General features: G+C 36.6%; 30 protein-coding genes and 3 pseudogenes. 21 read left to right on the forward strand and 12 right to left on the reverse strand.

From position 1 onward, the window contains the following. From K3T81_RS03435 to K3T81_RS03460, 6 genes are all read left to right on the forward strand, one after another. Positions 1-1,614 carry an ABC transporter permease gene (locus K3T81_RS03435; protein ID WP_238018258.1) on the forward strand — a complete coding sequence of 538 codons (1,614 nt, stop codon included), beginning with the start codon at positions 1-3 and terminating at the stop codon, positions 1,612-1,614. A 433-nt stretch (positions 1,615-2,047) separates the two neighbouring features. Continuing rightward, complete coding sequence (locus K3T81_RS03440) at positions 2,048-2,542, forward strand: DinB family protein (RefSeq protein WP_238018260.1); 495 nt, start codon at positions 2,048-2,050, stop codon at positions 2,540-2,542. 356 nt (positions 2,543-2,898) lie between these two features. After that, the gene (locus tag K3T81_RS03445) at positions 2,899-3,213 is read left to right on the forward strand and encodes a putative quinol monooxygenase (RefSeq protein ID WP_238018261.1); all 315 of its coding nucleotides are present in this window, start codon (positions 2,899-2,901) and stop codon (positions 3,211-3,213) included. 52 nt (positions 3,214-3,265) lie between these two features. Next, positions 3,266-3,745 (forward strand): GNAT family N-acetyltransferase, encoded by a 480-nt coding sequence (locus tag K3T81_RS03450; protein ID WP_238018262.1) that lies wholly within the window; start codon positions 3,266-3,268, stop codon positions 3,743-3,745. A gap of 166 nt (positions 3,746-3,911) precedes the next feature. Then, entirely contained in the window at positions 3,912-4,601 is a 690-nt protein-coding gene (locus K3T81_RS03455; RefSeq protein WP_238018263.1) for an alpha/beta fold hydrolase, read from the forward strand. 267 nt (positions 4,602-4,868) lie between these two features. Further along, a complete protein-coding gene (locus K3T81_RS03460) occupies positions 4,869-5,777 on the forward strand; it encodes an Mph(B) family macrolide 2'-phosphotransferase (RefSeq protein WP_238018264.1) in 909 nt (302 codons plus the stop codon). A gap of 262 nt (positions 5,778-6,039) precedes the next feature. Here K3T81_RS03460 and erm(A) read toward each other — a convergent pair whose 3' ends face one another. Together erm(A) and K3T81_RS19620 are read right to left on the reverse strand one after the other, a co-directional pair. Next, on the reverse strand, positions 6,040-6,774 hold the full coding sequence (gene erm(A), locus K3T81_RS03465) for a 23S rRNA (adenine(2058)-N(6))-methyltransferase Erm(A) (RefSeq protein ID WP_238018265.1): 735 nt from the start codon (positions 6,772-6,774) through the stop codon (positions 6,040-6,042). A gap of 58 nt (positions 6,775-6,832) precedes the next feature. Continuing rightward, positions 6,833-6,892, reverse strand: a complete 60-nt coding sequence (locus K3T81_RS19620) for an erythromycin resistance leader peptide (protein WP_198029988.1) — start codon at positions 6,890-6,892, stop codon at positions 6,833-6,835. Between the two features lie 440 nt (positions 6,893-7,332). On the opposite strand from K3T81_RS19620, the pseudogene K3T81_RS03470 reads away from it, so the two are divergent. Further along, a pseudogene (locus K3T81_RS03470) lies at positions 7,333-7,841 on the forward strand (MepB family protein). Positions 7,842-9,020: 1,179 nt separating this feature from the next. Here K3T81_RS03470 and K3T81_RS03480 read toward each other — a convergent pair. Continuing rightward, positions 9,021-9,683, reverse strand: coding sequence for an HAD family hydrolase (locus tag K3T81_RS03480; RefSeq protein ID WP_238018266.1), 663 nt, complete (start codon positions 9,681-9,683; stop codon positions 9,021-9,023). Between the two features lie 171 nt (positions 9,684-9,854). Between K3T81_RS03480 and K3T81_RS03485 the strand changes: the two are divergent. Continuing rightward, positions 9,855-10,306: pseudogene (locus K3T81_RS03485) on the forward strand (GNAT family N-acetyltransferase). A gap of 116 nt (positions 10,307-10,422) precedes the next feature. On the opposite strand, the gene K3T81_RS03490 reads toward K3T81_RS03485, so the two are convergent. The 6 genes from K3T81_RS03490 to K3T81_RS03515 all read right to left on the reverse strand — a co-directional run bounded on the left by K3T81_RS03490 (position 10,423) and on the right by K3T81_RS03515 (position 14,288). Then, entirely contained in the window at positions 10,423-10,788 is a 366-nt protein-coding gene (locus K3T81_RS03490; protein ID WP_238018267.1) for a hypothetical protein, read from the reverse strand. Between the two features lie 186 nt (positions 10,789-10,974). Beyond that, complete coding sequence (locus tag K3T81_RS03495; RefSeq protein ID WP_238018268.1) at positions 10,975-11,796, reverse strand: hypothetical protein; 822 nt, start codon at positions 11,794-11,796, stop codon at positions 10,975-10,977. Between the two features lie 98 nt (positions 11,797-11,894). After that, positions 11,895-12,194 carry a DNA-binding protein gene (locus K3T81_RS03500; protein WP_238018270.1) on the reverse strand — a complete coding sequence of 100 codons (300 nt, stop codon included), beginning with the start codon at positions 12,192-12,194 and terminating at the stop codon, positions 11,895-11,897. Between the two features lie 62 nt (positions 12,195-12,256). Continuing rightward, positions 12,257-12,616, reverse strand: coding sequence for a hypothetical protein (locus tag K3T81_RS03505; protein ID WP_238018272.1), 360 nt, complete (start codon positions 12,614-12,616; stop codon positions 12,257-12,259). 470 nt (positions 12,617-13,086) lie between these two features. Then, positions 13,087-13,272: a hypothetical protein gene (locus K3T81_RS03510; protein WP_238018273.1), complete on the reverse strand. Its 186-nt coding sequence runs from the start codon at positions 13,270-13,272 to the stop codon at positions 13,087-13,089. A 605-nt stretch (positions 13,273-13,877) separates the two neighbouring features. Beyond that, entirely contained in the window at positions 13,878-14,288 is a 411-nt protein-coding gene (locus K3T81_RS03515) for an RDD family protein (protein ID WP_249226049.1), read from the reverse strand. Between the two features lie 372 nt (positions 14,289-14,660). Here K3T81_RS03515 and K3T81_RS03520 point away from each other — a divergent pair, with 372 nt between their 5' ends. The 4 genes from K3T81_RS03520 to K3T81_RS03535 all read left to right on the forward strand — a co-directional run bounded on the left by K3T81_RS03520 (position 14,661) and on the right by K3T81_RS03535 (position 16,458). Next, positions 14,661-15,053, forward strand: coding sequence for a YkvA family protein (locus tag K3T81_RS03520; protein WP_420830777.1), 393 nt, complete (start codon positions 14,661-14,663; stop codon positions 15,051-15,053). A 114-nt stretch (positions 15,054-15,167) separates the two neighbouring features. Continuing rightward, positions 15,168-15,446, forward strand: coding sequence for an ArsR/SmtB family transcription factor (locus K3T81_RS03525; protein WP_238018275.1), 279 nt, complete (start codon positions 15,168-15,170; stop codon positions 15,444-15,446). Positions 15,447-15,485: 39 nt separating this feature from the next. Further along, complete coding sequence (locus K3T81_RS03530; protein ID WP_238018276.1) at positions 15,486-15,869, forward strand: VOC family protein; 384 nt, start codon at positions 15,486-15,488, stop codon at positions 15,867-15,869. 46 nt (positions 15,870-15,915) lie between these two features. After that, the gene (locus tag K3T81_RS03535) at positions 15,916-16,458 is read left to right on the forward strand and encodes a hypothetical protein (protein WP_238018277.1); all 543 of its coding nucleotides are present in this window, start codon (positions 15,916-15,918) and stop codon (positions 16,456-16,458) included. A gap of 109 nt (positions 16,459-16,567) precedes the next feature. On the opposite strand, the gene K3T81_RS03540 is transcribed toward K3T81_RS03535, so the two are convergent. Together K3T81_RS03540 and K3T81_RS03545 are read right to left on the reverse strand one after the other, a co-directional pair. Further along, on the reverse strand, positions 16,568-17,134 hold the full coding sequence (locus K3T81_RS03540; protein WP_238018278.1) for a DUF2812 domain-containing protein: 567 nt from the start codon (positions 17,132-17,134) through the stop codon (positions 16,568-16,570). Continuing rightward, positions 17,121-17,438: a PadR family transcriptional regulator gene (locus K3T81_RS03545; RefSeq protein WP_238018279.1), complete on the reverse strand. Its 318-nt coding sequence runs from the start codon at positions 17,436-17,438 to the stop codon at positions 17,121-17,123. The genes K3T81_RS03540 and K3T81_RS03545 overlap by 14 nt, the downstream gene beginning before the upstream one ends. Before the next feature lie 223 nt (positions 17,439-17,661). Here K3T81_RS03545 and K3T81_RS03550 point away from each other — a divergent pair, with 223 nt between their 5' ends. The 9 genes and pseudogenes from K3T81_RS03550 to K3T81_RS03590 all read left to right on the forward strand — a co-directional run bounded on the left by K3T81_RS03550 (position 17,662) and on the right by K3T81_RS03590 (position 24,394). Continuing rightward, positions 17,662-18,036 (forward strand): VOC family protein, encoded by a 375-nt coding sequence (locus K3T81_RS03550; RefSeq protein ID WP_238018280.1) that lies wholly within the window; start codon positions 17,662-17,664, stop codon positions 18,034-18,036. A gap of 170 nt (positions 18,037-18,206) precedes the next feature. Continuing rightward, a pseudogene (locus K3T81_RS03555) lies at positions 18,207-18,874 on the forward strand (DNA alkylation repair protein). 202 nt (positions 18,875-19,076) lie between these two features. After that, positions 19,077-19,511, forward strand: a complete 435-nt coding sequence (locus K3T81_RS03560; RefSeq protein WP_238018282.1) for an NUDIX hydrolase — start codon at positions 19,077-19,079, stop codon at positions 19,509-19,511. 190 nt (positions 19,512-19,701) lie between these two features. Beyond that, a complete protein-coding gene (locus tag K3T81_RS03565; protein ID WP_238018284.1) occupies positions 19,702-20,088 on the forward strand; it encodes a DUF192 domain-containing protein in 387 nt (128 codons plus the stop codon). A gap of 385 nt (positions 20,089-20,473) precedes the next feature. Next, positions 20,474-21,481 (forward strand): AraC family transcriptional regulator, encoded by a 1,008-nt coding sequence (locus K3T81_RS03570; protein WP_238018285.1) that lies wholly within the window; start codon positions 20,474-20,476, stop codon positions 21,479-21,481. Between the two features lie 99 nt (positions 21,482-21,580). After that, positions 21,581-22,375 (forward strand): SDR family NAD(P)-dependent oxidoreductase, encoded by a 795-nt coding sequence (locus tag K3T81_RS03575; protein WP_238018288.1) that lies wholly within the window; start codon positions 21,581-21,583, stop codon positions 22,373-22,375. Between the two features lie 203 nt (positions 22,376-22,578). Then, a complete protein-coding gene (locus K3T81_RS03580; RefSeq protein ID WP_238018290.1) occupies positions 22,579-23,058 on the forward strand; it encodes a hypothetical protein in 480 nt (159 codons plus the stop codon). Between the two features lie 117 nt (positions 23,059-23,175). After that, positions 23,176-23,697, forward strand: a complete 522-nt coding sequence (locus K3T81_RS03585; protein ID WP_238018292.1) for an NUDIX hydrolase — start codon at positions 23,176-23,178, stop codon at positions 23,695-23,697. A gap of 55 nt (positions 23,698-23,752) precedes the next feature. After that, positions 23,753-24,394 carry a chloramphenicol phosphotransferase CPT family protein gene (locus K3T81_RS03590; RefSeq protein WP_238018293.1) on the forward strand — a complete coding sequence of 214 codons (642 nt, stop codon included), beginning with the start codon at positions 23,753-23,755 and terminating at the stop codon, positions 24,392-24,394. 49 nt (positions 24,395-24,443) lie between these two features. Here K3T81_RS03590 and K3T81_RS03595 read toward each other — a convergent pair whose 3' ends face one another. Beyond that, positions 24,444-25,352 carry a LysR family transcriptional regulator gene (locus K3T81_RS03595; protein WP_238018295.1) on the reverse strand — a complete coding sequence of 303 codons (909 nt, stop codon included), beginning with the start codon at positions 25,350-25,352 and terminating at the stop codon, positions 24,444-24,446. Positions 25,353-25,409: the final 57 nt, after the last annotated feature.

The following is a 25,409-nucleotide window of genomic DNA, read 5'->3' on the forward strand; positions in this document are numbered from 1 at the left end:
ATGAAGGAAAAATTTGCGCGGTGGGATATACTGTTCCTGTTATATCTAAAACGTGATTGGAAAAAAATGATTGTTTGGATTTTAGGAATTGGTTTGTTTTCAGCTGCTTTTGTTCCAGCGTTTGAAGAGATAGCAAAAGGCGAGGGATTTCTGGGGATGTTCGAAACATTGCAAAACCCTGCTATGATAGCTATGGTAGGTCCTACGCCAATTGAATCAGCAACTAGTTATACGTTAGGGGCCATGTATGCGCACGAAATGTTACTATTTTGTGGTTTATTTGCGATGATAATGGCGGCTTTACATGTGGTAGGACATACTCGTAAAGAAGAGGATCTTGGTCTGACTGAGCTTGTACGCTCATTTCAAATAGGTCGCCAAGCAAACTCTCTGGCTGCAATGGTGGAAATTGCTTTCATCAACCTTATATTAGCCCTTATTATTGGTGGGGTAATGGTGAGCTTTGGTGCGGATACCATCTCTATTGAAGGTTCCTTTTTATTCGGAGCTTCCATTGGAATGGCAGGTATTATGGGTGCTGGAATTGCACTCGTTATGGCACAAATTATGCCTACTTCATCCGGAGCAACAGGTTCAACCTTAGGAATAATAGGACTGCTTTATATTATTCGTGCAGGGACGGATGTCTCCAATGTTGACTTATCTATAATTAATCCTTTGGGGTGGACATATTTAACTTATCCCTTTACGGAAAATAACTGGATCCTACTTCTTTTTGTCTTGATTTTCAGTTTAATCATGATGGTCATTGCTTTTACCCTTGAAGGGGCCCGCGATATGGGAGCTGGCTATCTCCCTGAAAGAGATGGTCGAGAAAATGCAAAGAAATCATTGCTGTCTGTTCATGGTTTATTTATTAAGATTAATAAAGGCGTAATGATTAGTTGGTTAATTGCTTTTGTTATTATGGGTGCGGCCTATGGTTCAATTTATGGAGACATGCGGTCCTTCCTTGGAAGTAATGAAATGATGAGGCAAATGTTCACTCAATCAGGCATTTCCATTGAAGAATCATTCACTGGAACGATAATGATGGTCATGATTGGTTTGGTTTCGATATTACCAATTGCCATTGTAAATAAACTCTTCTCTGAAGAAAGTCGATTACACTTAAGTCAGCTTTACGCTACAAAAGTGACCCGTAGCCAACTTTATTGGACCACTATTGGTCTGGCCATTTTTGCAGGTTTAGTGGGGATTTTATTAGCTGCAGGCGGTCTTGGTGGTATAGCTATCGCAGCGATGGGGGATAAGTCAACGATGGGTATACTTGATTTTCTTGCTTCTGGCTTCAACTTTTTACCATCCGTACTATTCTTTACTGGTTTGGCAGCTTTAGCTCTCGGCTGGGCACCGAAGCTGGGTAAAGTGGTGTATATCTATCTTGCCTACTCCTTTTTGCTTAACTACTTTGGAGGTATAGTAGACTTACCAGAATGGTTTTCAAAAACAGCCATTCAGAGCTGGATACCTCGAATGCCAATGGAAGGTTTTGACGCACCAATCTTTATTACAATCACCGTGATCAGCATCGCCATGATGATCGTTGGTTATCTTGGTTATAATAAACGGGATATGATTGAAGGGGCCTAATATTGACCAAAAATAAGTGGAGTTTATTCAAGTCCTATTACCAAAGCTTATAAAGTAAACGAATATTGATTGTTTAAAAATCAAAAGCCTAATTCTCTTTCAATATAGAAGGAATTAGGCTTTTCATATTTATTCTATAGTGCAGGATAGCGCTAATCTGGGGGAGGGTTAATCTATCACTAACGCTCTTCCGTTAACGAGCGCGCATTTTTAGAGGACGGGAACTGCGTCCTTGTACATAAAAGGTGATGATGGCGGGGATTAGAGGTTATAAAAGAACAAGGGATTTTGGGTAGAGTAATTTACTACGGGACAGATTGTGGATTAAGGAAGGTAATTAGATGGTTCATGTTGAAAATATAAGTAATGCCAGAATAACACGCTGGAAATGAATTTTAACCAAAGGGATTAACTGTTAAAGGAGGAATAGAAAATGGATGTAAAGACACTTTTGTTACAACAATGGGCAAGCTGCTTGGATGAAGAAGATTGGTTTCCACCACTTGAAAAAGTGCTAGAGGACATTACTTTTGAACAGGCCATTTGGAAACCAGCTGACGGGGCAATGAATTCTATTTGGGGATTAGTTTGTCATTTACTTTTCTTTGAAAAGAGATTTTTGGTGCGGTTTCTTGGTGAAACAGCGAATGAACCACAGGCAGAAAATAATGATGCCACATTTCGATTACCAACTGAGACGTTAGAAAATTGGAAGAAAACAAAGCAGGAATACTTTTATGTTCATCGTGAACTCGGAAAAATATTAGCAGTATCAGAACATGAAGATTTGTATAGAGAGGTCCCTGGAGAAGATAATTCATTAGTGCTTGAACTGAAGAGTTTAGCAATGCATGACGCATATCATATTGGTCAAATTGTACTCCTCAGTAAAATGCAAGGGGCTTGGCCAGAGAAACGCAGCTTTTAACAAAGTTTTCTTAGCTTTACAGTGAGCCCCTTATATGGGGCTTTTCTATAATAATGCTGAAGAATATCATTCTAAGAGTGAGCTTCCACCAGAGGGCTCGTACGTGGAATAACATATTAATTTATTGGGAGTAAAAGAAGGATTTATCCCGGTGCAACCGTCCGTAAGATTCCCACTTCAAAACATGAAGTGAAATAGTGATGTCTATAGTAGGAGTAAACGGACGCTAACACCCCGATTCGTTCAACTAACAATCAGTGGGTGAAGAAAGAAATTCCCACTGATTGAAGTTTCACTTTATGGAGGCTAAATGGAATTACCTTATATTACACACTTTTTTAAATGGAGGGATGACATTGAATAAATTCGCGTTGTATAACAAGTTTACTGCTGTTGAAGGGAAAAGGGATGCTTTGGCAGAAATGTTGTTGGAGGCAGCAAAGTCGATGGAGGAGATAGATGATTGTGAGTTGTATGTCGTTAGTTTAGATGATGATAATAAGGACTCCATCTATGTTTACGAGGTTTGGAGTAACGAGAATGCCCATCGCGCTTCCTTATCATTGGAAGCATCTCAAACATTAATCCAAAAAGCCAAACCGATAATTGCGGGAGTAGAAAAAGTGAATACATCGTCACCTATAGGCGGAAAGGGAATTGCAAGAGCCTAAAAATTTGAGTGAGACACGAAATTCGGAACAAAGCGGCAAGGAGATACAACGTATGCGAATGAGGGCTTTTCAAAGTTCTGATATCAATCAGATGGTTTCTTTATTTTACGAAACAATACATGCAGTCAACGCACGAGATTACACAGAGGAACAACTTAATGCCTGGGCACCACAAGATGAGATGGATGCGAAGTTAATAAAATGGAAGGATTCTTTCGTTCGTAACATCACATATATCGCGGAAACAAATGATGAAATTGTTGGATTCGGTGACATGACTCGTAATGGATACCTAGATCGCCTTTTCGTTCATAAGAATTTTCAGGGACAAGGAATTGCAACGGCGTTAATGAATAAGCTTGAATCTGAAGCAAGGAAAATTGGACTTACGAAAATAGAAACTGAGGCGAGTATCACAGCAAAACCATTCTTTGAACGCCGTGGGTATCAGGTAATTGAACCCCAAACTATAGAGCGTAAAGGTATTACATTAATAAATTTTAAAATGTCTAAGAGGTTGATATCCGAATAATTTATATAACTACGGATGAGATTGTGGAGATACAGATAGAAAATGATCAAACTTTTCTTTCAAAGCTACTTTTAAGAAGGTAATATTCACACATTCTCTGAATAGTTATGAACAGTAAATAAATCAGGTTTCAAATGTCAAAACCTATCATAGGAGATGATCGGAGATGGAAACACTGGTGAATCAAATTGAATTGAATGGACTAACTTTTCAATATCGTGAGAGTGGGGACCCTTCTGCACCACCGCTCGTTGCACTTCACGCCTTGGGGAAAAGTGCAGAATCATGGGATCAAGTGGCCGCTGAATTAAAAGGAAAGTACCGCGTTTTAGCTTTAGATCAGCGGGGGCACGGTGGGAGTGCGAGAACTGATTCATACTCTTTTGAACTGATGTGTAATGACTTGCTTCACTTTGCAAATGCTATGAAATTAGATCAGTTTACTCTAATTGGTCATTCCATGGGAGGAACAGTATCCTATCTTTTCTCGGAAGCATTTCCATCAAGGGTAGAACGGTTAATTGTTGAAGACACACCTCCTCCTTTTCCGGATAAGCCAATTGAAATTCCTACCAAACCTTCTGATGCCCTGCCGTTTGATTGGCTGGTTGTGCCTTCGATTCTACAGCAACTTAATGAACCCAATCCCGAATGGTGGGCGCGTCTTACTGACATTATCATGCCGACTCTTATTATAGGTGGTAGATCCAGTCATATTCCTCAAAACAAATTGCAAGAGGTTTCTGAGCTTATTCCGACATGTGAATTTGTAACGATAGAGGATGCTGGACACTTTGTGCATGATGATAATTTACCAGCCTACTTGGATGCCGTTAAAAGTTTTCTTAATTCATGAATTTCCGAACGCTCTCACAGCATCCTAATTCATATTAAACAATCTGGCGCGATTGCTGAATTGAAACAATCTAACATACTAAGATAATAACTTTCATCTCACATTTCCGAGACTAAATTTGGACCGAGTAATTCGATCAGCAACAGCCTCGAATAATTGTATCAATCGAGCATGGAGTTCATTTTGCTAAAATTATACCCAATGCTGCATCTAAGCATACAGCAAGTACCTAAGCGATAGATACAAATTGGGACAGGAGTGATTTTAATGACTAGAAATACTAAACACGTTATTGAAATAACAAAAAAACATAATCTTATTCTTAATGAAGAAACCATGCAGTTTAATGAATCCGGGCTAGATTTTCAAGTTGTTTTTGCACAAGATGAAAGTGAAACTGAGTGGGCACTAAGATTGCCTAGGCGTAAAGATGTGATGCCTAGAACAAAGGTAGAAAAACAAGCATTAGATTTGGTGAATCAGTATGTTGAACATTTTCAAGCGCCAAACTGGATTATTTACACAGATGAGCTAATCGCTTACAGGAAGTTAGATGGTGTGCCAGCAGGAACTATCGATCATAATATAGGCAACTATGTTTGGGAAATCGATATTAATAATGTTCCAGAATCGTTTCACAAATCTCTTGGTAGAGTGTTAGCGGAGCTTCATAGCATATCGAGTGACAAAGCCGCAGAACTTGATATAGTAGTACACACACCAGAAGAAGCAAGAACGTCAATGAAAAAACGTATGGAGGCTGTAAGAGCAAAGTTTGGTGTAGGGGAGATTCTATGGAACAGATGGCAAGCATGGATAAATGAAGATGAGATGTGGCCCAAGAAAACAGGACTGATTCATGGGGATGTACATGCCGGACATACTATGATTGATATAGATGCTAATGTGACTGGATTAATCGACTGGACTGAAGCTAAAGTTACAGATATTTCGAATGACTTCGTGTTCAACTATAAAGCTTTTGGAGAAGAAGGGTTAGAGGCTCTAATTTTTGCTTATAAAGAAGCTGGTGGATATTACTGGCCTAAGATGAAAGAGCATATTATTGAACTTGGGGCAGCATATCCAGTTTCAATTGCTGAGTATGCATTAGTGTCTGGCGTAAAGGAATATGAACAGATGGCAAAGGAAGCGTTGGGATTGATAAGTTCGTAAGTGGTGTGATACTGTCGTTGGTATTATTCTTCGTATCTCTGTTTTGACAAAGTGTAAAATTGGTTTTCATACACAAGCAGTAAAGCGATATTGTGAAGGATTTTACTTGAACGGGGAGCGTTAGTTTAACAAGACAGGATCTTATGATCTTCCACAATCGGGCCAGATTGCGGAATATAATGCGTGAATAGATTGAGTCTAACAAAGTATCTAAGGGAAATAAGTTTAAGGGGTTGCTCTCAATAAAGCAATCCCCTTAACACTACTTATTAAACAATTTATAACTATTGAAAAGAGATAAAAATTGTTTAAAGTTAACGTTATTTAAGTCATCTATTTTTGCATGCTTCAAGGCTTGTCTGAACTGATTTTTAGTAAAAAGGACGTGATATTCTTTGTTTACCCATCTATAGACAAACGATTGATATTTTTTGTAGTCTTTCTTTAAAATCAATGGCTCGTGGCGTTCAAGGACGATTAATATAGAATCCACGCATGGCCTCGGGTGGAAATAAGTTCGAGGCATTTTTGTGAGGATTTTGATATCCATTTCAACCATCAACAGCAAACCTAAAGCTCGTTTAGTATTTTGTAATCGTTTTGCAAAACCTTTCTCCACGATAAGGTAACTAAATTTCGACTGGCTTTCAAAAGCGATTTTTTTGACAATATCAGTACTGATGTTAAAGGGAATATTACCAAATATTTTATAGTCTTTGTTTTTGTGGAAGTTAAATTTCAGAATATCCGTATGGATAACATTTATATTCTGAAAAGGCTTCACCACTTTTTGGGTGACTTGACACAAGTCCTCATCAATTTCTATAGAATGCACCCACCGACTCATTTTGACAAGCTCTTTGGTAAAATGCCCTTTTCCTGATCCGATTTCTATTACGTTATCTTGTTTATTGATACTCGCATGATCCAATATTTCTTTTACATGCTTTTTAGAAGTAATAAAATTTTGAGTGTCCTTTGGGTTTTTATGGTTCATTATAACCTTCTCCTTGCTGGTTATAATGAACTGACATTAAAAGTTCATTATAACCAATTTATTTTTGATCTGGTTGATAATGAACTCTATTAACGACACATATAGAACAAATTCCCATACTTTTATCTCCTTTCCATTTTTTCAATATGAATGAGATAAAGTAAAATCGACTACTGCTATGCTAGAACACATATTTGAACCCTCCATGAGTTGCTTTTTATGAAACTGATTATACCTGATTATACCATTTTCGTAAATCAAATGTTCAAATATAGGAAGGTCCTCGTTTGCATGCCTCTTAAAACGGTAAACTCTGTTCCGCAAACGGGCGCAATTCTGGAATGAAGAAAACGCGCCTTTTTGCATGAAAAGGGCTATTGTGAAACAAGGATGGATTGCAGCCGTTTTAATATGGATGCTATTTCTTTAAGAGCCCACTTCACCAAAAATTACACAGTCAAATAAAGTTGATTCATAATAATAATACTGTTTATGGTTATAGAATAAGAAAGGAACTTTATGATAAAAGGTGAATTTTGGAAATTTGAGGGTGGAATAATGAATGATTTTTATACAGCATTAAATTATGTAAATAAAAGGATTTACGAGCCAAATGACTTCACTGTCAAGTCGGTTCTAGAAGAAAAGCAAAATTCTAAGTATGGTGCTGGTATATTTCGATTATCTTCGAGAACAATACGTTTCAGGGTTGCAATATAACCCCCACCAAAGCAGGGAAGTTTGTTGCATTTTGGGAAAAAGATGAAAATAACAAAAATCAACCCTTTACATATGAGAAAGCACCTGATTTGTTAGTTTTAACTACTTTTAAAGATGATAATGAGTTTGGACAATTTATTTTCCCAAAAGAAATTCTTTTCAAACAGAATATACTTGGGTCCAGTTCAACAAAGGGGAAAATGGCAATAAGAGTATATGCTAGCTGGGATAAACCGACTAGTAAGCAAGCGATGAAAACCCAAAATTGGCAGTTGCCTTATTTTGTTGATATGAGTGATCCGAGTAAATTACCCATAGACAAAATAATAGAACTGTATTCGCTTTAATCCTATGTAAACAGGCGCAGTTGTCGAGGAAGCATTGTTCCACAATCGGGCCAGATAATTGAGGAAAGCTTATTGAATTAACGGATTAGGTTAGTGAAAAACAGTACGAAGGAATTTAATGTTAAGGTTTGGTAGTCTATAATGATATTGCTTTTTCAATATCATTATAGACTTTTTTGTGTAGAGATCACCTACAGAAAGAAGTGATATTAGAATAATTACTTCGTTTTGAATTTTAATTTACCTCGTCAGAATGTGCAATGGCTGAGATTTCAATCAGTTGCTCTGGGAACGCCAAATAAGTCACACCGGTGAGGCTGCCTGCCGGTCGATGTTTTTCTAGGTATTCCTTGAACAAAACAATGACTTGCTCAGGGTCTTCTTTCGGGTTTGTTAGATAGATTAGCGTAGATAGGGTCCATAGCCTTTAAGAATATATGAAGGTGAATAGGGTGGATTATTTAAATAAAGGTTTGTTACATATAGAGGGGATGGCAGTTCCATTATTGAGTATCTATTTTTATTTTACTGTTAGCTCCGGATATATCGATGGATAGAACAATCTTCTGCAATGGGGCGCTTCGTATTCTTGAATAACGAAAAAGCTCAATTTCTCAATTTTAATGCTGAGAAATTGGGCTTTTTATTTTGGGAATTTCTTTAACGTTGTAAATCCGATAAAGTATTCAACAACCGCATAATCATTGTTTTCTCTTGGTATGTCAGCTATAAAACATCAATAATCTTAAGTGAATTTGGGGAATTATTTGTCACCCTTCATAAATCGACACCTATTTTAGAATGGATATGTTTATAATTAAACAAATAATTTATAGAGGGAGGTAGATATAATCGATTCTTATCGAAGGTTACCTACGGGTTTGTTAATTACCTTTTACCATGAAATAATTAAAAACATTGATAAAGGGATATTATCAAAAAATATGTATTATGAATTAAGTCTAATCATTTCAGTTGCAAGCCAAAGAGGAATTACATTAGGACAACCATGCGATTTTAAACAAGTTGTAGATCCACAGATTTTAGAAGATTTCATTCAATCTTCGTAATGTATGATAGGCTTAATTCTGTACAAACAACTTTACTTTATGTAAAAGACTATCCGTTAGCTATCAGTAGATTAGAAAATTTTACACAAGACATCCTACCCAATATTAATTATAAGAAAACAAAATCCCTAAAATCCTTTATTGTTTCAAAGTAATAATTAGACTCAGCTTTCATCCATTGCTTTATTTCAGGGATACTGTGAGACCATCCGGCAGCTGCAAAATCTATGTTGCAGCTTTTGGCCATCTCCATTCCTGGCTTAAGATCATCTAGCACAAGCGCATCTGATTCTTGAAGATCAAAACGAGTTAAAATTTGTTTGATCGGGTAGGGATGTGGCTTTCTCTGATGGTCTTCAAGTTCCCAGCCAAAGATGGCATCTGGTAAAAACCCACAATGTACTGAGTAGTCTCTTTCAATTCTACTTCTTTCTGAATGGGAAACAACAGTCACGATACCACCTTGTGCCTTAAATTCTTGAATGGTTTCAGGAAACAACTCATAAAAATCCGGTACCGTTGATTCGGTATACTTTTTCCATACTTTCTGCTGATGTTGTTGTTCCGTGTCTGTAAATTGTATAATGTCCTTACATAAAGAAGAGAATCCTGGATTAAAACAGTATCCAACGAATTCTTCAAATGTAATGGGTTTGTCATTAGGTCTTACCTCTTTTAATGCTTGAACAAAGGATGGATAATGTATATCAGGTGTACTTTTTACTGCTGTGTCATCGTGGTCAAGTATTAAACATTTATATTTTAGAGTCATGTGATCCCCCCCTGAATTTTAAAATCCCTTTCATTTTATCACCTTTTTCTAAAAGGCACATTACATTTTATGCAGCTAAATCGCGCCAATTTGTAATAAGACTTGACGTCCGTGATTGCACATAAGGCTCATTTTAAGGAACAATACAGCATAGCAAAGAGATAAACGTTTATGAGGAATAGAACCTTTCAAAGTTCTGATATTAATCAGATGGTTTCTTTATTTTATGAAACAGTACATTCAGTAAACGCAAGAGATTACGCAATTGAACAACTTAATGCCTGGGCGCTAAAAGATGAAATGGATGCTAAGGTAATAAATTGGAAGGATTCATTAGCTCGTAACATCACATTTATCGGAGAAATAAATGATGAAATTGTTGGATTCGGTGACGTGACCCGTAATGGATACCTAGATAGACTTTTCACACATGAAAATTTTCAGGGTCAAGGAATTGCAACGGCATTAATAAATAAACTTGAGACGGAAGCAAGAAAAATCGGACTTACGAAAATGGAACTGAGGCAAGCATCACAGCAAAACCATTCTTGGAACGCAACGAGTATCAGGTAATTGAACCCCAAACTGTAGAGCGTAAAGGTATTACATTAGTAAATTTTTAAATGGCTAAGAGATTGATATCCGAACAATACCAATAGTCGATAAAAGCCAAATCCCTTACTAGAAGTAGTGAGGAATTTGGCTTTTATCTTAACTATGGTAAGGAAAGGGAGGGTTTTTACTTGATGATTTCGTTATATTCAAGTCCTTCATGAAGATTAATGATTTTCAGCCTGTTTGTATCCTTAACAAAAATGCTCTTGAACTGTGGCTGAGCGTTGTCGTCTTTTAATAGAATAATCCGTTTGTGAGGGTTGTCCTCTACAACTTCGGAATTAAAATGATCAACATCAGCTACATCATCGAGTGTGTCGTATTCAAGGAAATCATCCATGTTTTCTGTGTCCACTTGAGCTTTTTGTTGAATCATTTCAGTGTCATTCTCTGATACCTGCGTTTTGTCTGGATTCGCGTGCCAAGCGTAACCAACACCTACGCTTGTTAGAAGTAGTGCACTTGCAGTTGTAAGTACGAATGTTTTCATGTCTTTTCCTCCTTTGTTTAATTTACCCCTATCTTAAACACGTCAAGTTAAATACCCATGGGAGGAAGATTAGAATTAATTAGAAAAAAATGGGTTTGCGATAGCGTGCTTCTGATAATAATTTAAGGAGGAAAAGTTGCATAGTGTTCAAGAGTTATCATGTGAAGTTGGGCTTAACGAGTTTTACTATTCCATACCAACAACAGTAGGAAGTAACCGGTATTCCCAATGTGTTCGACATTCAAATAATTTATAAAACCCTTCTGTTTCATCTTTTGACATATATCCACATTGCTGAGGCGCATTATTAAAAACATCTTGTACTTCATTTTCTAATGCCCGATAGTGACTCACATCTGGCCTAACCCGAATCCAACTTTGGTCCGCATTTTTATCGTACATGGATTTTAAATCATAAATCAGCACACCTTGTGAGCCTTCAACTTTCACTACTCTAATTTCACTGGTACTATTTTTGCCGTTTTCTCCAGCGACTTTGATAAATTCTTCAAGGATATCTTTATTCTTTAGTTCACTATTTTTCAAAACAACATCATTTTCATCTGGCTGATAGTCAGGTAAATCTTCTTCTATTTGTTCGTCTTGTGAATCGGTGTTTTTAGATGATTTCGGTACAACATCCCGTTCATTTAATTGATTTTGCGCAACAAGGACAGCGGACCGAAGGCCGAATACAAATGCAATGGTCTCTCTCTCCTCATCGCTTATATCAATCTCTTCTATTGCTTCTGATGCTTCATTAATTTGTTCTTGGTCTGTTGAATCTTTTATCCTACCCGATCCATCTTCTTTCACTTTTTTAAAATCTCCATCTTGAAACAAATCTCTTACCTTTTCGCTTGCGATGTCCTTCTTATCTGCATCTTCCATGTTACAACCTTGCATAAGCAGCACTCCACATAGAATAATAAATAAGCTGATGATTACTTTTCTTTTTGGTTGGACAGTAGATCCATTCCATTTCGGTGTTTCTTTTGTTCTGTACAATTTATCACCCCTAAAAAAATTAATTAGCGTTCTGCTTGATATGTAAGAAAAGGAGGAGGCGCCAATCCTTAATCCGGAATAGCGCCGAGTTTTACAACTTATGCCCCTAAATCAGATAACCATTTACGAAGTTTCGCTTTAGGATAATATATTTTATTATTTATCGTGACGTGTGGTATGTCTGGATATTCTTGTATCAAGCTCTTCGCATCCTCTTTGGAAATCCCTATAAAGTAATGGACTTCATTCTCCTTGATCAATTCGTGTTCATCGTCATCGCTAAAGATATCACTGAGACTATCTGTAGCATCCGGGTTGTTAAAGTTCTTGAGCCCATTCCCTATAAAATATCCTGCAGCTGCAATACCTAATGCAATCCAAATGAAATCAAATTCCATATTGATATCCCCCATATTGAAACTTATTTTATTCAATGAACTGGCGTGTTTTTATAAGACAGTTACAGTATAAAAATAACGAGTAAGAGACCTAATGATGTGATAACAAATGAGTAACTGATTTTATGTTCATTGGATATAGTATTCTTTTTTACTTTATGTATAACTGCTAAAACAGTCATATTTATAACAAATAACATGTAATACATTACTGCATAAATAAGCCATCGATTGCTCTGTGTTACTTCACTTAGTGGACCTGTCAAAAACAAAATCATAACAATAACCAAAGAGATAAAAAAGATTACCGGCATAACTACATACATTTTATCCCATAATCGGTGCTTTAGGAAAGTGTCACTTTTTTTCACTTGAAAGTACATGAAAAGACTTAGTAGACCAATTGTGATAACTAAAAACAAAGCTGTCATCATCGGCTGTATATTTAGTACAGCTGTTGAAGAAGCGGGTACGCCTATATCTTTCTTAAATATATCTGCTATAAAACCTAGAACGACCAGTAGCGCAATTATAATACCTTGAAATAACGTCCAACGTGAGAAAAATATAAACCATCACTCCTTTCATTAATCTCTCTATTTTTCGGTTAAACGCCTGTTTGTAGCATGTCTAGCATGATCATAAATAGAAGCAATCAAGGCTTTTTGCTAATATCCTCTAGTAAACGAATGATTCTTTGGTTTTGTCTAGTGCTTAACTCGCTGTTCTTTTTAATTTGATATATCCATACTAAAAAGAAGATGACAGCGATTGGTATTCCGATATAGAAAAACAAAGTAACAAAAAATAGTGAGAATTCCACGTTCTTTTCTCCTTTCCGATTTTTAATGATAGGTTTTCTATTAACATGCCCGATTGTTTAGTCCGTTTTTCAGTCACTATCCAAATCATTATCGAGGAATGATTTCTTTTCCTCTTTAACATCGTAATTCTTCTCGATAAATTGACCAACTAGAGACTTGTTAATTCCATCTTTTACTGCTGTATAAATCACAAAATATAGAATAACTAAACCCATAATCCAAAGCACGATAGTACCAACAAATGAACCTTCCATTATTTATCCCTCCCATCTCTATTAAGCAAAATGGAACGATCCTGGAGATCTCTCTTTTTTCGGAGAACGGCGCCCGATTAGTTGAGAGTTCACTTTACGTAATAGTAATAATACTTTGATACGTGCGTAATCGCTTATTTTACAATCACGCCGGTTAAAATTGCCTTACTTCATTGTTCTTAAAAACCCCAAAACATAACAGAATAAGTCCTGCGATAAATATCAAAGGGAATATATAGAACATCAGCATTGTTGCCCAAGGATTTCTCACGATTAAAGAGTAGGTTAGACCAATCGAATAGGCTAACGGTAAAGAAATTGGTACCATAATAAAAATTCCCCATATCTTGAATTTGCTTTTCTTTGATCTGCCCATACTGAGAAAAAAAGTAAGGGATAAAGATATCAGGGTAATGAAGTAACCCAAATACAAAGGGGAAATCATAATATCCTGTTTTGCAAACGGACCTTCCAAACCTATAATATATGATTCAAATCTCAACCAGTGCACTAAGAAAAACAACAGCAAAACAAAAAGGGTGCACAATAAACCTACTTTAAACTTTCTGTTCATAAAAACAACTTCCTTCCCTTGAGAAAAGATTTTATTTATATGTAACATATGTACCGGCAATAAGATCATGAATAGAACGATTATCCTCGCGCATTCCGACCATAAAAGCACTTATAATAAAACAGATTCCAAAAGATAATAAATAAATTAAATTTCCGACAATCGTTCTAATGAGCATCGTTATTAGTGTCACATTCTCTCCATTGGTTTTCATAATGCGGATATGATAGAAACGTTTCCCTACTGTACGTCCCTGCCATATTACGGGTAAGAGGATGGAGTATAAAACGCCTAGATAATCTGTGATAAAGTGTTGATCAGACGCAAAAAACTGTCCATAAAGTAGTAAGCTTAATAAGCCAATACCAATGGTACAGATAATAAAGTCAATAAATAATGCTATAAATCTAACTTGAAAACCAGCTGTTTTACCATTTGTCAGGGCCTCCTTAAAACTCTAAAGATACTATTAATGGTAACATTTTCTAACTTGAAAAAACATTGTGAACAGAAAAGTAAATATAAGCAAACTTTTACAATAAATTAGCAAGGAGAATTTTCTAGCTGAACCCTTTTTCTGGAAAATAGAGTAAGAAGAAATGTACACAGTTAGTTTGCAATGGTGTTTTAAATGATAATTATGGTGTAAAATGGACTAGTAATGTACTAATCCACTTGGAGGGATTTCATGTTTAAGAATCCATTTAAGAAGAAAAAAGAGCTAGACGAACTATCGTTTTCTAATATTGAGGAAACCAACGAAATTGAATTAGAAGAAGAACTAGTGGATGATTTAAAGGACGAAGCTGAAAAGCTGGATGCTGAAGATATAACTCAACACGAAGAGCATTTTTCAGAGGAAAAATTTTGGAAGAAGGTACAGAAGTTTTCTAAGAAAGCCGGTACTTCCGTAGTTTATGCTGTGCTATTACTTTACTACACACTTCAAAAGCCAGATGTTCCAGTAAAAGTGAAAGCAACTATTGTAGGGGCGTTAGGTTACTTTATCTTACCACTAGATGTTATCCCAGACTTTGCCATTGGTGCAGGATATGCTGATGACTTAAGTGTGGTACTATTCGCCTTAATTCAGGTTGCTATATATGTGGATGATGCAACGAAAAGGAAAGCCAAAGATAAATTAAAAGATTTATTTGGCGAGAATGTGGATACATCAGAGATTGATAGTAAATTAGGTAGAGCATAATAAGTAAGTCTGTTTCCTGAAAGTTTGGGGAGTGGGCTTTTTTTTATGAAATTTATGCAACCTTATAGTTGCCTATTCTTGACATGCAACTATAAGGTTGCTTATACTAGTGACATGAATTGGGACAAAGATCTGGTATTCAAAGCACTTAGTGACGCTACACGGAGACTTATATTAGACGAGTTAGCCGAGCGCAATGAGTTAACGTTGTATGAACTGACAACACGACTAATTATGAAGCATGACCTTTCCATCTCACGACAAGCGATAGCCAAGCACCTTGCAGTACTCGAGGATGCTGCGCTCGTTGAATCGAAAAGAAAGGGGAAATATCGAGTACTTATTTTCAACAACGCACCACTTAAAGACCTGCTGAAAGGCTGGGTAGAGTAGTACGTTTTAGGAACCAACAAAAAAAGGGAGGAACCCATTATGAAAATTATTGTGAATAGTATATTTGTAGAAGACCAAGACAAGGCATTAGCATTTTATTCTGAGACGTTAGGATTTGTAAAAAAACACGACGTTCCAACAGGAGAACATAGATGGATTACGCTTGTATCTCAAGATGACCAAGACAGAACAGAGCTTTTACTTGAGCCGAATGAACACCCGGCCGCAAAGGATTATCAACAACGGTTATTTGCTGAAGGTATTCCTGTAACCATGTTTGGGGTTGCAGATATTCATGAGGAGTATAAACAACTAGTGGAAAAAGGCGTGCAGTTCACAATGGAACCGACAGAAATGGGCAATGTCACGATCGCTGTTTTCGATGATACGTGCGGGAACTTGATCCAGATCATCCAGCAGTAAGATACACTAATTGATGAAAACTACGTAGAAAATGAGGTGAGATAATATGGATGGTCAAATGGAATTGGAATTCGAAAAATCGAAATCAGGCGATAAAGAGGAACGTTATGAAGCCTATCAAACCATTTTAGAGGCAACAGACCAAAAGGTTGATTGGGCATATGAAGTATGGGACCAACTTTTAGAGGACTTAACCCATAAAGATAATCATCAACGCTCTCGTGCAGCACAATATCTAGCCAACCTAGCTAAAAGCGATCCCGAGATGAGAATGATGAATGATTTCCCTATGTTATGGGAGGTAACGAAGGATGAAAAGTTCGTGACAGCTAGACATAGCCTCCAATCCATCTGGAAGGTCGGAATAGCTGGTACGCCACAAAAGGAAATGGTAATGGAATATATGGTGGAACGTTTTAAAGGAACAGATGAAAAAAATTATACGTTAATTCGAAACGACATCCTGCAAAACATGCGTAATTTATATGACCATTATAATGAGGAGTCTATTAAACAGACAGCTTTAGATTTAATTGAAACGGTGGACGACAAAAAGTACAAGAAGAAGTATATGGGGATATGGAAGTAGTAAAACCATAGCAAGAGTTTGCTGGAGATAAGTGTCTTCAGCTTTTTTGTTTAAAAAAGTTATACAAAAAGGCGCCTTCGTTAAGGAAGAGCGCCTGATTGCATTCTTTTTATAAATTTTTTAACATGGAATACTTTTGATACGCTTTGTAGCAACTGCTACCCAAAACGATAGCCATTAGAGCAGGAAGCAATTTCAAAAGGACAAAGGGTGTTTCAAATAAAAGTGCTTTCCAAAATAATGAACCTTCCATACTCCAAAGACCTTCATGGTATAAAGGCGAATCGCTGTAGAGCATAAATGAATAGGCCAAACAGATCATACCCAACCATAATGAATAATTCATTAATCTCTTGTAATAACTAGCCCTCGATTGGCGATCCGAAAAGATTTCATTCTGGCCGTTGTCTTCTTTTTGCCAACGTTGTATTCCACTAAGCCGTGAGCCCCTTATATGGGTCCAACCGAAATCTTCATATATTCCTTTGTATTCCGCGAACTTCTGTTTAGACAAATAATCTTGATAATCAAGGCGTATAACATATTGCTTATCCGTTTGTTCGAAAGTGTAGATGCCTAATCCACTAATACTGGTACAGCGATAGCCTTTTTGTAATTGTTCTTCTAACCATTGCTCTTCCTTTTCAATGTTAAAGAATACTTTAAACCTCTTCATTTGCTTCCCTTCCTTCATACAAAGATAAAATATGCAAAAGCCTTTCTTGTTCCATTTTCAAAACGGCGCTGCCTTCTGTCGTGATCCTATACGTTTTTTTTCGTCCTGAATTTTCCACAGGTTCAATCCAACCATGTTTATTCAAGTTTTCAATCGCTCCGTATAATGTACCAGCCGCTAAAATAACGGTGCCATTACTCATTTTTTCTATCTTCTGCATTACAGCATAGCCGTGAAGTGGCTCACGTAGAGCTAATAAAATATAATGCATGGTTTCAGACAACGGCAATAACTTATGTTTCATATTCTCACCTACTATTCAGTTTAACTATACATTTCAACTTAGTAATAATGTAATACAGTTTAACTGAATAGTCAATAGTTAATTAAATTAAAAACCTATCGTTTCCTGCCAGTAGAGTTTTTGAGAATATCAGAAGGATTGCAGGAAATCATGGGCAATAAATAGAAATACTTACTTAACAAACGTGTGTTTTTATATCCAATTAAATAAAGGAGAGAAAGTGATGAGCAAATCATTTATAGAACAAGTCCATTATATTCGAATCCCTGTTAGAGATTTAAATCAGTCCGCAAACTGGTATAGAGATGTATTAGGGCTTCAGTTGTTATCCATAACGGAGGATCCATATGCGATTATAAAAGTAAATGAAGGACCTTTTTTACTTATCTTAGTTCCTACTGAAGATGAAACTTTTGCGCATTTTACGATTAATAATGAATCAGCATTTAGCATTGGCTTTACAAGCCCAGATTTATCTGGTTTTCATCAACACCTGATTGATAATGGGGTGAAAGTTGAGGATATAATAGAAGATAACGAACATGCTTATTTCCACTTTTTTGATCCAAATGGCAATAAACTTCAAGTACACTGGTGAGATGAGGTTATGTTGTTTTAAATAGGTTGATAGGGAAAAGGTCGTTAGTCAATAAAGGGTTATTGCTCTCTTTGTTGAGTTATTAGTACTAACGAAGCAGTGGAGTTGAAGGGGCATGGATATAGACATTCATATTATGAAACAGTGCATCATAAAAGGAGTTGTATAAAATGGATGTAAAAAAAGATACCGAAATAAAACGCTCTTCAAAAGCAGAAAACATTCTATCTCAGATCAATAGTAAAACGAAGCTAGGCGACTTACGAAAAATCGAGAAGGAAATTAAAAAAGATCACGAACTAGCCATGGAAATTTGGTCAACCGAAGCATTTATGCCCAGACTATTAGCCATCTTAATTATGGACAAAAAACTTCTTTCAGAAGATGTGCTAAATCAGCTTGATAAGGATATGCAGTCGCACGCTCTTGATGAGCGAAATAACTTAATGATTGGTTAATGGCCAATCAGCTCACCAAAGACAAGAAAAAAATTGCATTGATGGAGTCTTGGAAAAATAGTCCTTCTGCTCTTCAAAGACGAACTTACTGGTATTATCAAGGGCGTTTGAGATGGACTGGACAAACACCGCCTGATAACACTGCTGACTTGCTATCTGCATTAGAAGCTAATATTACGCAGGAAGAACCGGAAGTTCAATGGGCGATGAATTTCACCGCAGGCTGGATAGGCGTCTATGATGAACAGAATCGTGCACGTTGTATTCAAATTGGTGAGAAAACGGGTCTTTACAAAGATGAAAAAGTATCAAAAGGATGTACTCCCAGCTATTTGCCGGAGTTCATTAGGATTGAAGTTAACAAACGACATAATATTTAGTTACCTCATATAAACATCTAGAAGACGATCATTTGGGTGGTCGTTTTTCTGAGTAGACTATTACTGTGCACTAAATTATTAATTTCATATGATTTTGTGAAAGAATGTACTTAAAGTAACGAGGCAGGTTTGGTGAAAGAAAAAATTTTTATACTCTTAATAGAAATTACTAGATAGCGTTATTTTCAGGGGAGGTTAATTATTGTATCCAAGAGCAAATACACTAGGAATAATTGTAAAGGACAACTATATTCTTTTGGAAGAGCAGGAAGGAAAGCACTCAAAAGGAATAGGTTCTTATTACCGTCCCATAGGCGGTACAATCGAATTCGGAGAAAGGTCAAATGAGACATTGGTGAGAGAGTTTAGTGAGGAATTAGGCGTTGAAGTTGTTGTCAGAGGATATATTTCCTGCATAGAAAATATATTTAAAATAGACGAAAACATAGGACACGAAATAACACAGATATACTTAGTGGATTTTAAAGATAGGAATTTATATCAGCAAGAATATTTTACAGTATCTGAAGGAAATAAAATCACATGTGCAAAGTGGATTTCGAAAGAAGAGTTTTTTTCTGGGGAAAAGGTACTTTACCCAAATGGGTTAAAAGAATTATTGAAAGAGGTAATTTAGGTTGCTTTTTCAACAAGAAGGATTGTCCTTTTTTTATTTTTGATGTGATTATTGAAAACAAAGTACTAAATAAATGTAAAGCCATAGAATAAGTATTAAAAGTGATAAGGAGCGTACCTCGTTATTTTTTCTTCATGTTTTATAACCAAATTCCTTTCACGCTTTTACTAATACTCGAAGGTGAGTGAAGATGAAAAATAGAATAAAAACAAAATTAATATATATAATCAGTGGAAACAGGAAAACTAAATTAACCGTTCAAGTTGCAGATACACAAGGAAAAATTGAAAAGGGCTTAATGTTTGTTGAAAAATTACCCGAAAATGAGGGGATGTTATTTGTATTTCCAAGAAAAATATATGGTGGCTTTTGGATGAAAGACACATTAATTCCTTTATCTATTGCTTTTGTTGATTCAAATGGGGAAATTCTAAACATATTAAATATGGAGCCATGTAAAGGGAATAAATGTCCTATCTATGATCCGAAACTTTCTTATCGTTATGCAATTGAAGTGAATATAGGATGGTTTGAAAAGAATCGAATCAAAGAAGGAGATTATGTAAAGTTTAATTGAATTCATCTTACCTCTAAGAACTAAGGTAAGGTGATTTTTTATTGGATTTTTATATTTTACTGAAAAGATTGTGAAGAAATGTATTTAAATTAACTTGCTGACTGAAACAAGGTGAATACAAAGCTGCTTACACTTACCAATATAGACCAGCTTGTTAAGAAGAAAAATAGGATCTTTTATAAAATGTGCTTCCTGTTGAAATAGCTTATACATTTTCAATCATATTAACAAAATTGATTTATTTGACGTAAATAGCAAGTGAAATGTCGTTCTTTGCTAGTTACACAGCGACATTATGTTGGTAAGCTAATAACTGTTCCGCCAGCAAGGCTGGACACAATCAAAACCATTGAATGTATAGAAAGGCTTAAGGAGGGATTTATTAATGACGCCTTATACTCGTATTAAATTCCCGACAGGATTTTGGACAGGATTACGCCAATTAGGGGTCGCCCCCCATGAAGTAGTTCGAAAAGCAGGGCTTCCAATCACTATTATTAATGAAACAGTTGTCAATGCCAGCCAATATTTTCCAATTTGGCAGGCTTATTCCGATCTGATGGATGACATTGCCAAGGGGATTATCAAGCTTGTGAACGGCTTTGAAACTGTTCATTATCCCCCGACCGTATTAGCAGCTTATCACGCTCGTGACTACCGTGATGCATTAACGCGAATGGCTAGGTACAAGCAAATGTGTCCCCCTGAAAATTTACTTATCACCGAGGAAGATGATCATTGTACAATTGAACTGAAATGGTTATATACTGATCAACCTGGTCCTTCAATGCTGATTGGTATCACGCTGGCGTTTCTTCTAGAGCTAGGGCGCAGGGGAACAGGTAAACTTTTGACGGCAAAATCCGTAGAATTTTCACATTCAATGGGCGACGTAGACCTACTTGAGAATTACTTCGGCTGTCGTATCAAGACCAATGGAAATTGTAACAAATTAACGCTCCATAGAAGTGACTTGGACAGTCCCTTTGTTTCGTACAACAAAGAATTGCTGGAGATTTTGGCTCCCGTATTGGATCAATCTTTGGATGAGCAAGAGTGCAGCAACTCAATCACTGAGATGGTTAAGTGGGTCTTGGAACGTAGCCTGACAGGAGGGCGTCCCGACATTCAGACTGTCGCTGGCGAGTTGGGGATGAGCAATCGTACATTGCAGCGACGTCTTACTGATGAAGGAACAAGCTTCAAGCTTCTTTTAACACAAATCCGACATGAGAGAGCACGGGCGTACTTAGCAGACCCCTCGCTCGATATAAGCGAAGTAGCCTTCCTAATTGGATATGAAGACCAAAACTCGTTCTACCGGGCTTTTCGCCATTGGGAAGATGATACTCCTTCAAACTGGCGTACTGAACACTTAGGAAAAACTCACTAAATTGACTTGTTTAAAACTGTATTTTAAAAAGAGTAACCTAACAAAAACTGCTATTTATTAACTTTTTATCTTCAAGCAAATTAAAAGGAGAATTGTATGATGGATATGAGATTAAACAATAAAACAGCTTTAGTTACAGGATCAACGAAAGGTATTGGTAAAGCAATTGCCGTTGAACTTGCTAAAGAAGGTGTTAATGTACTAATCAATGGACGAAATGACGAAGAAGTAGAACGAATTGTAAATGAAATTAAATCAGATTTCCCGACTACCTGTCCTCAAAATGCAACGGTCGATATTGTGGATATTCAACAGAGAGAATCTTTATTTAAAAAACACCCTAATATTGATATTTTAGTTAACAATATGGGTATTTATGAAATCATGCAATATGATGACGTTGATGATGAAGTATGGGAAAAATACTTTCGCACCAATGTTCTTGCCGCAAATGGATTAACTAAATTTTATTCACCTAAAATGTTGAACAATGATTTTGGAAGAATTATTTTTATTGCGAGTGAGGAAGCAGTTATGCCTTCAGGACAGATGCCTCAATATTGTATGACAAAATCAATGCTATTATCGTTGTCAAAAAGCTTATCTAAATTAACAACAGGAAAAGAAGTCACAGTTAATACGATCATGCCTGGGCCAACACTCTCTGAAAATGTGCATCAAATAATTGAGGGGATATACCCTAATGAAGATATGGCCTTTTCAGAAAAAGAGAAAGAATTTATGACTACAAACCTGCCTCAATCGGAAATACAGAGATTTATCAGGCCCATTGAAATAGGCAGGCTAATTACATTTCTGTGTAGTCCTTATGCATCCGCATTTAAAGGTTCTCCTATCCGAATGGATGGCGGAATGGTACCGACTATTTTTTAGCACTCTTCATATATTACGGTTAAAGATCTGAAATAGTATTATCCTTAAGGTGTTAGCCCTTGTTCAACTAACGGATGCGTTAATTCTAGAAGGATTAACGCTGTTTTACGTAGAAGTTATTATATTAAAGCGCAGTTTAGTTGAATAAGAAATCACAAAAGTAATGAGCATTACTATAAAATAAGATTAATCGGGGGGGTTATATGCGAAAAGTTTATCTAGATAGAACAGCATTCACTGGAGCCGTAGGTGTTAGTTTAGAAGATACTGAGATTATATCAGCAGGAACAACCATTTATCCAATGGGTGTTCATGATAGAAATGAGGAGTATCAAAGATACGCTAACGATTATGATATTCAATTTATCTTTGACGATGCTATTCCGCATTTAGAGTTTTTTACGGTTCCACATGTTGATATTATGGCAAAAGATAGTAAAGGAGGATTTATCGGAACTGTCGACCACCAATGTGACTTAGAAAGTAATGCACCAATTTGTTATATCAATAAGGAGTTGGAGAGCTTCAAAATCTCTGAAAACGGAAAAGATTTTCTGAGCAAAGTTGAATCATGGCAAGACAGCATGAAACCCTATGATAAAATTACCGTTTATCGTTCGAAAGCAGAAGCAGAAAATGAACTAGAATTTATCGATTTGTCTGATATTCTTCCATTATTATAAATTCTTCTTGAAATAACCGGTGCTTTTGCTCAACAAGGATATCGTCAGTTTTTTTGCTGCCTTTCAACTCTAAGTAAAAAAATGTTCCTAATTATCGTATACATAAGGAGTTTAGCAATGGAAAAGTGGGATTTATACGATAAAAATCGTAATAAAATAGAGAAACAAATAACTCGTGGAGATGAAATGACATCAGAGGAGTTTCATTTAGTAGTACACGTATGTATATTTAATTCAAAAGGGGAAATGCTCATTCAGCAGCGTCAGCCCTTTAAGCAAGGATGGTCGAACCTTTGGGATATCACTTGTGGAGGTAGTGCGGTTACAGGCGATACAAGTCAACAGGCTGCTTCAAGAGAGTTATTCGAGGAGTTAGGGATTCATTATAACTTTGAAAAGATTCGTCCCCACTTTACTATTAACTTTGAACGCGGCTTTGATGACTATTATTTAATTGAAAAATATGATGTTGATTTAAATGGATTGACGTTACAGGCTGAAGAGGTGCAAGCAGTCAAATGGGCTTCTAAAGAGGAGATTTTAAAGCTTATCGAACTAAAGAAATTCATTCCATATTATGAAAGTATCATCGCGTTTCTTTTTGAGGGGCGACATCATTATGGCTCTATTCGTCTGTAAATCTAAAGAGTTTTACTATTATTAGAGTACTATTTAGATAAGGGGAGGATGTCGAATGCCAACTGAACATAAACTCGGTAATATTGTGATTCTAAACGGAACTCCTCGGTCTGGGAAATCAAGTATTGCAACGGTTGTCCAGAATACTTTTGATGGGGTGTGGATGAATTTGGGAGTTGATACGTTTATGAAAATGACTCCAAAAAAGTATCAACCAGGAATTGGTCTAAGACCTGGGGGAGAACGGCCTGATTTAGAGCCTTTAATTGTTACATTATATCAAGCTATGTACGAGTCAATTGCAGCACATAGCCGTTTGGGCTTAAACGTTGTGGTTGATGTTGGACATCATGATTTCTATTCAGCTCCGAGGGATATTCTTTCTAATTGTGCTACCCTTTTAAAGGACTTTCCTGTGTTATATGTAGGTATCCGATGTCCCTTAGATGTTGTCATGGAGCGGCGAATTGAAACGTGGAACACTGGTTACACAGAAGATGGGGAAGTACCGCAACCCGTGATTCTTTGGCAAAATTCCGTTCATGTGCCTGGTATTTATGATCTGGAACTTGATACATCGGTTTTAAGCTCTAAAGAATGTGCAGATGCAATCCGAATGCGATTAGAAACAGACCCATATGGTACGGCATTTAAAGAAAGTGCAGATATGAGTAGAGGGGAGTTTCCTGATAGATAGTACATTTAAATGAAAAGGATTTAAAGACAATATGTCCACACAGTTTAAACTATGTAGATATATTGTCTTCTTTTATACCTATAACTTCCCTTGCTGTTTCTAAGAAAGCTAATATGATCGGTGATAGCCACTTGTCTTTGTGCCATGACATCTGTGTATATACATCCAAGTCTGACATTCGCCAAGGAAGAGCTACTAGTTCACCACGTTTAACCTCGACTTCCGTTACTATTTCAGGAAGAAACGCAATACCAATTCCCGAGATTGCACATTGTTTAATGGCTTCTGCACTTTGAAACTCTAAAGGAGAAATACTATCAATGTCTCCATTCTTAAATGTTCGGTCAAACATCGTTCGATAGGGACAACCCTTTTCATTAATAAGGAAAGCTTCTCCCTGAAAATCTTCAAGCTGTAATGTAGTGCGTTTCACAAGTGCATGATCTGGAGCGGCAAAAAAGCTAAACGTTTCCTTCGTTAATGCTTCCACTGCAAGTCCTGTTGATTTGATGGATTCGTCCAATATAAACACAATATCTGAAGTTCCATCAAATAGTGTTTGTTTGAGTTGTTGGTTTGGAACGGAGCGAAAGATAAGTCGAACTCCCGGATAACGCAAACGGAAAAGTTTAAAGACCTCTGGAAGCCGATAGGCGCAAACAACCTCATTGGCACTGATTGTTAACGTACCGCTTAAAATTTCATTGTCATGAACGGAACTGCGGGCTTCGTCTAATTTGTTAAGAATTCCCTGGACATGAGTTAAAAAACGTTGACCCGCAGTTGTGAGAACGAGCTGCTTTCCTAAGCGATCAAAGAGACGAACATCAAGTTCTTCCTCTAATGCTTTTATTTGCATGGTGACGTTGGAGGGGACATAGTTTAGTGCTTCAGCAGCTCGACTGAAATTTAAAGTTGTTGCAACCGTTTGGAATGTGTTAAGTTGGCGCAATTCCATCATGATTCCTCCTTAAACTTTCAATATTATTGAATGCTACTATTAATTTTGTTCACT

The sequence above is a fragment of the Oceanobacillus jordanicus genome (assembly GCF_022095695.1).
Lineage (GTDB): Bacteria > Bacillota > Bacilli > Bacillales > Amphibacillaceae > Oceanobacillus_B > Oceanobacillus_B jordanicus.

Bases quoted from the DNA above. Each gene is read 5' to 3' on its own strand.
- K3T81_RS03455 (WP_238018263.1), top strand. From the start codon at position 3,912: ATGGAAACACTGGTGAATCAAATTGAATTGAATGGACTAACTTTTCAA.
- K3T81_RS03450 (WP_238018262.1), top strand. From the start codon at position 3,266: ATGCGAATGAGGGCTTTTCAAAGTTCTGATATCAATCAGATGGTTTCT.
- K3T81_RS03550 (WP_238018280.1), top strand. From the start codon at position 17,662: ATGAGCAAATCATTTATAGAACAAGTCCATTATATTCGAATCCCTGTT.
- K3T81_RS03540 (WP_238018278.1), bottom strand. From the start codon at position 17,134: ATGAAGAGGTTTAAAGTATTCTTTAACATTGAAAAGGAAGAGCAATGG.
- K3T81_RS03575 (WP_238018288.1), top strand. From the start codon at position 21,581: ATGGATATGAGATTAAACAATAAAACAGCTTTAGTTACAGGATCAACG.
- K3T81_RS03535 (WP_238018277.1), top strand. From the start codon at position 15,916: ATGGATGGTCAAATGGAATTGGAATTCGAAAAATCGAAATCAGGCGAT.
- K3T81_RS03530 (WP_238018276.1), top strand. From the start codon at position 15,486: ATGAAAATTATTGTGAATAGTATATTTGTAGAAGACCAAGACAAGGCA.
- K3T81_RS03500 (WP_238018270.1), bottom strand. From the start codon at position 12,194: ATGGAATTTGATTTCATTTGGATTGCATTAGGTATTGCAGCTGCAGGA.
- K3T81_RS03580 (WP_238018290.1), top strand. From the start codon at position 22,579: ATGCGAAAAGTTTATCTAGATAGAACAGCATTCACTGGAGCCGTAGGT.
- K3T81_RS03490 (WP_238018267.1), bottom strand. From the start codon at position 10,788: ATGAAAACATTCGTACTTACAACTGCAAGTGCACTACTTCTAACAAGC.
- K3T81_RS03545 (WP_238018279.1), bottom strand. From the start codon at position 17,438: ATGAAACATAAGTTATTGCCGTTGTCTGAAACCATGCATTATATTTTA.
- K3T81_RS03480 (WP_238018266.1), bottom strand. From the start codon at position 9,683: ATGACTCTAAAATATAAATGTTTAATACTTGACCACGATGACACAGCA.
- K3T81_RS03510 (WP_238018273.1), bottom strand. From the start codon at position 13,272: ATGGAAGGTTCATTTGTTGGTACTATCGTGCTTTGGATTATGGGTTTA.
- K3T81_RS03460 (WP_238018264.1), top strand. From the start codon at position 4,869: ATGACTAGAAATACTAAACACGTTATTGAAATAACAAAAAAACATAAT.
- K3T81_RS03435 (WP_238018258.1), top strand. From the start codon at position 1: ATGAAGGAAAAATTTGCGCGGTGGGATATACTGTTCCTGTTATATCTA.
- K3T81_RS03525 (WP_238018275.1), top strand. From the start codon at position 15,168: ATGAATTGGGACAAAGATCTGGTATTCAAAGCACTTAGTGACGCTACA.
- K3T81_RS03570 (WP_238018285.1), top strand. From the start codon at position 20,474: ATGACGCCTTATACTCGTATTAAATTCCCGACAGGATTTTGGACAGGA.
- K3T81_RS03565 (WP_238018284.1), top strand. From the start codon at position 19,702: ATGAAAAATAGAATAAAAACAAAATTAATATATATAATCAGTGGAAAC.
- K3T81_RS03590 (WP_238018293.1), top strand. From the start codon at position 23,753: ATGCCAACTGAACATAAACTCGGTAATATTGTGATTCTAAACGGAACT.
- K3T81_RS03585 (WP_238018292.1), top strand. From the start codon at position 23,176: ATGGAAAAGTGGGATTTATACGATAAAAATCGTAATAAAATAGAGAAA.
- K3T81_RS03595 (WP_238018295.1), bottom strand. From the start codon at position 25,352: ATGGAATTGCGCCAACTTAACACATTCCAAACGGTTGCAACAACTTTA.
- K3T81_RS03440 (WP_238018260.1), top strand. From the start codon at position 2,048: ATGGATGTAAAGACACTTTTGTTACAACAATGGGCAAGCTGCTTGGAT.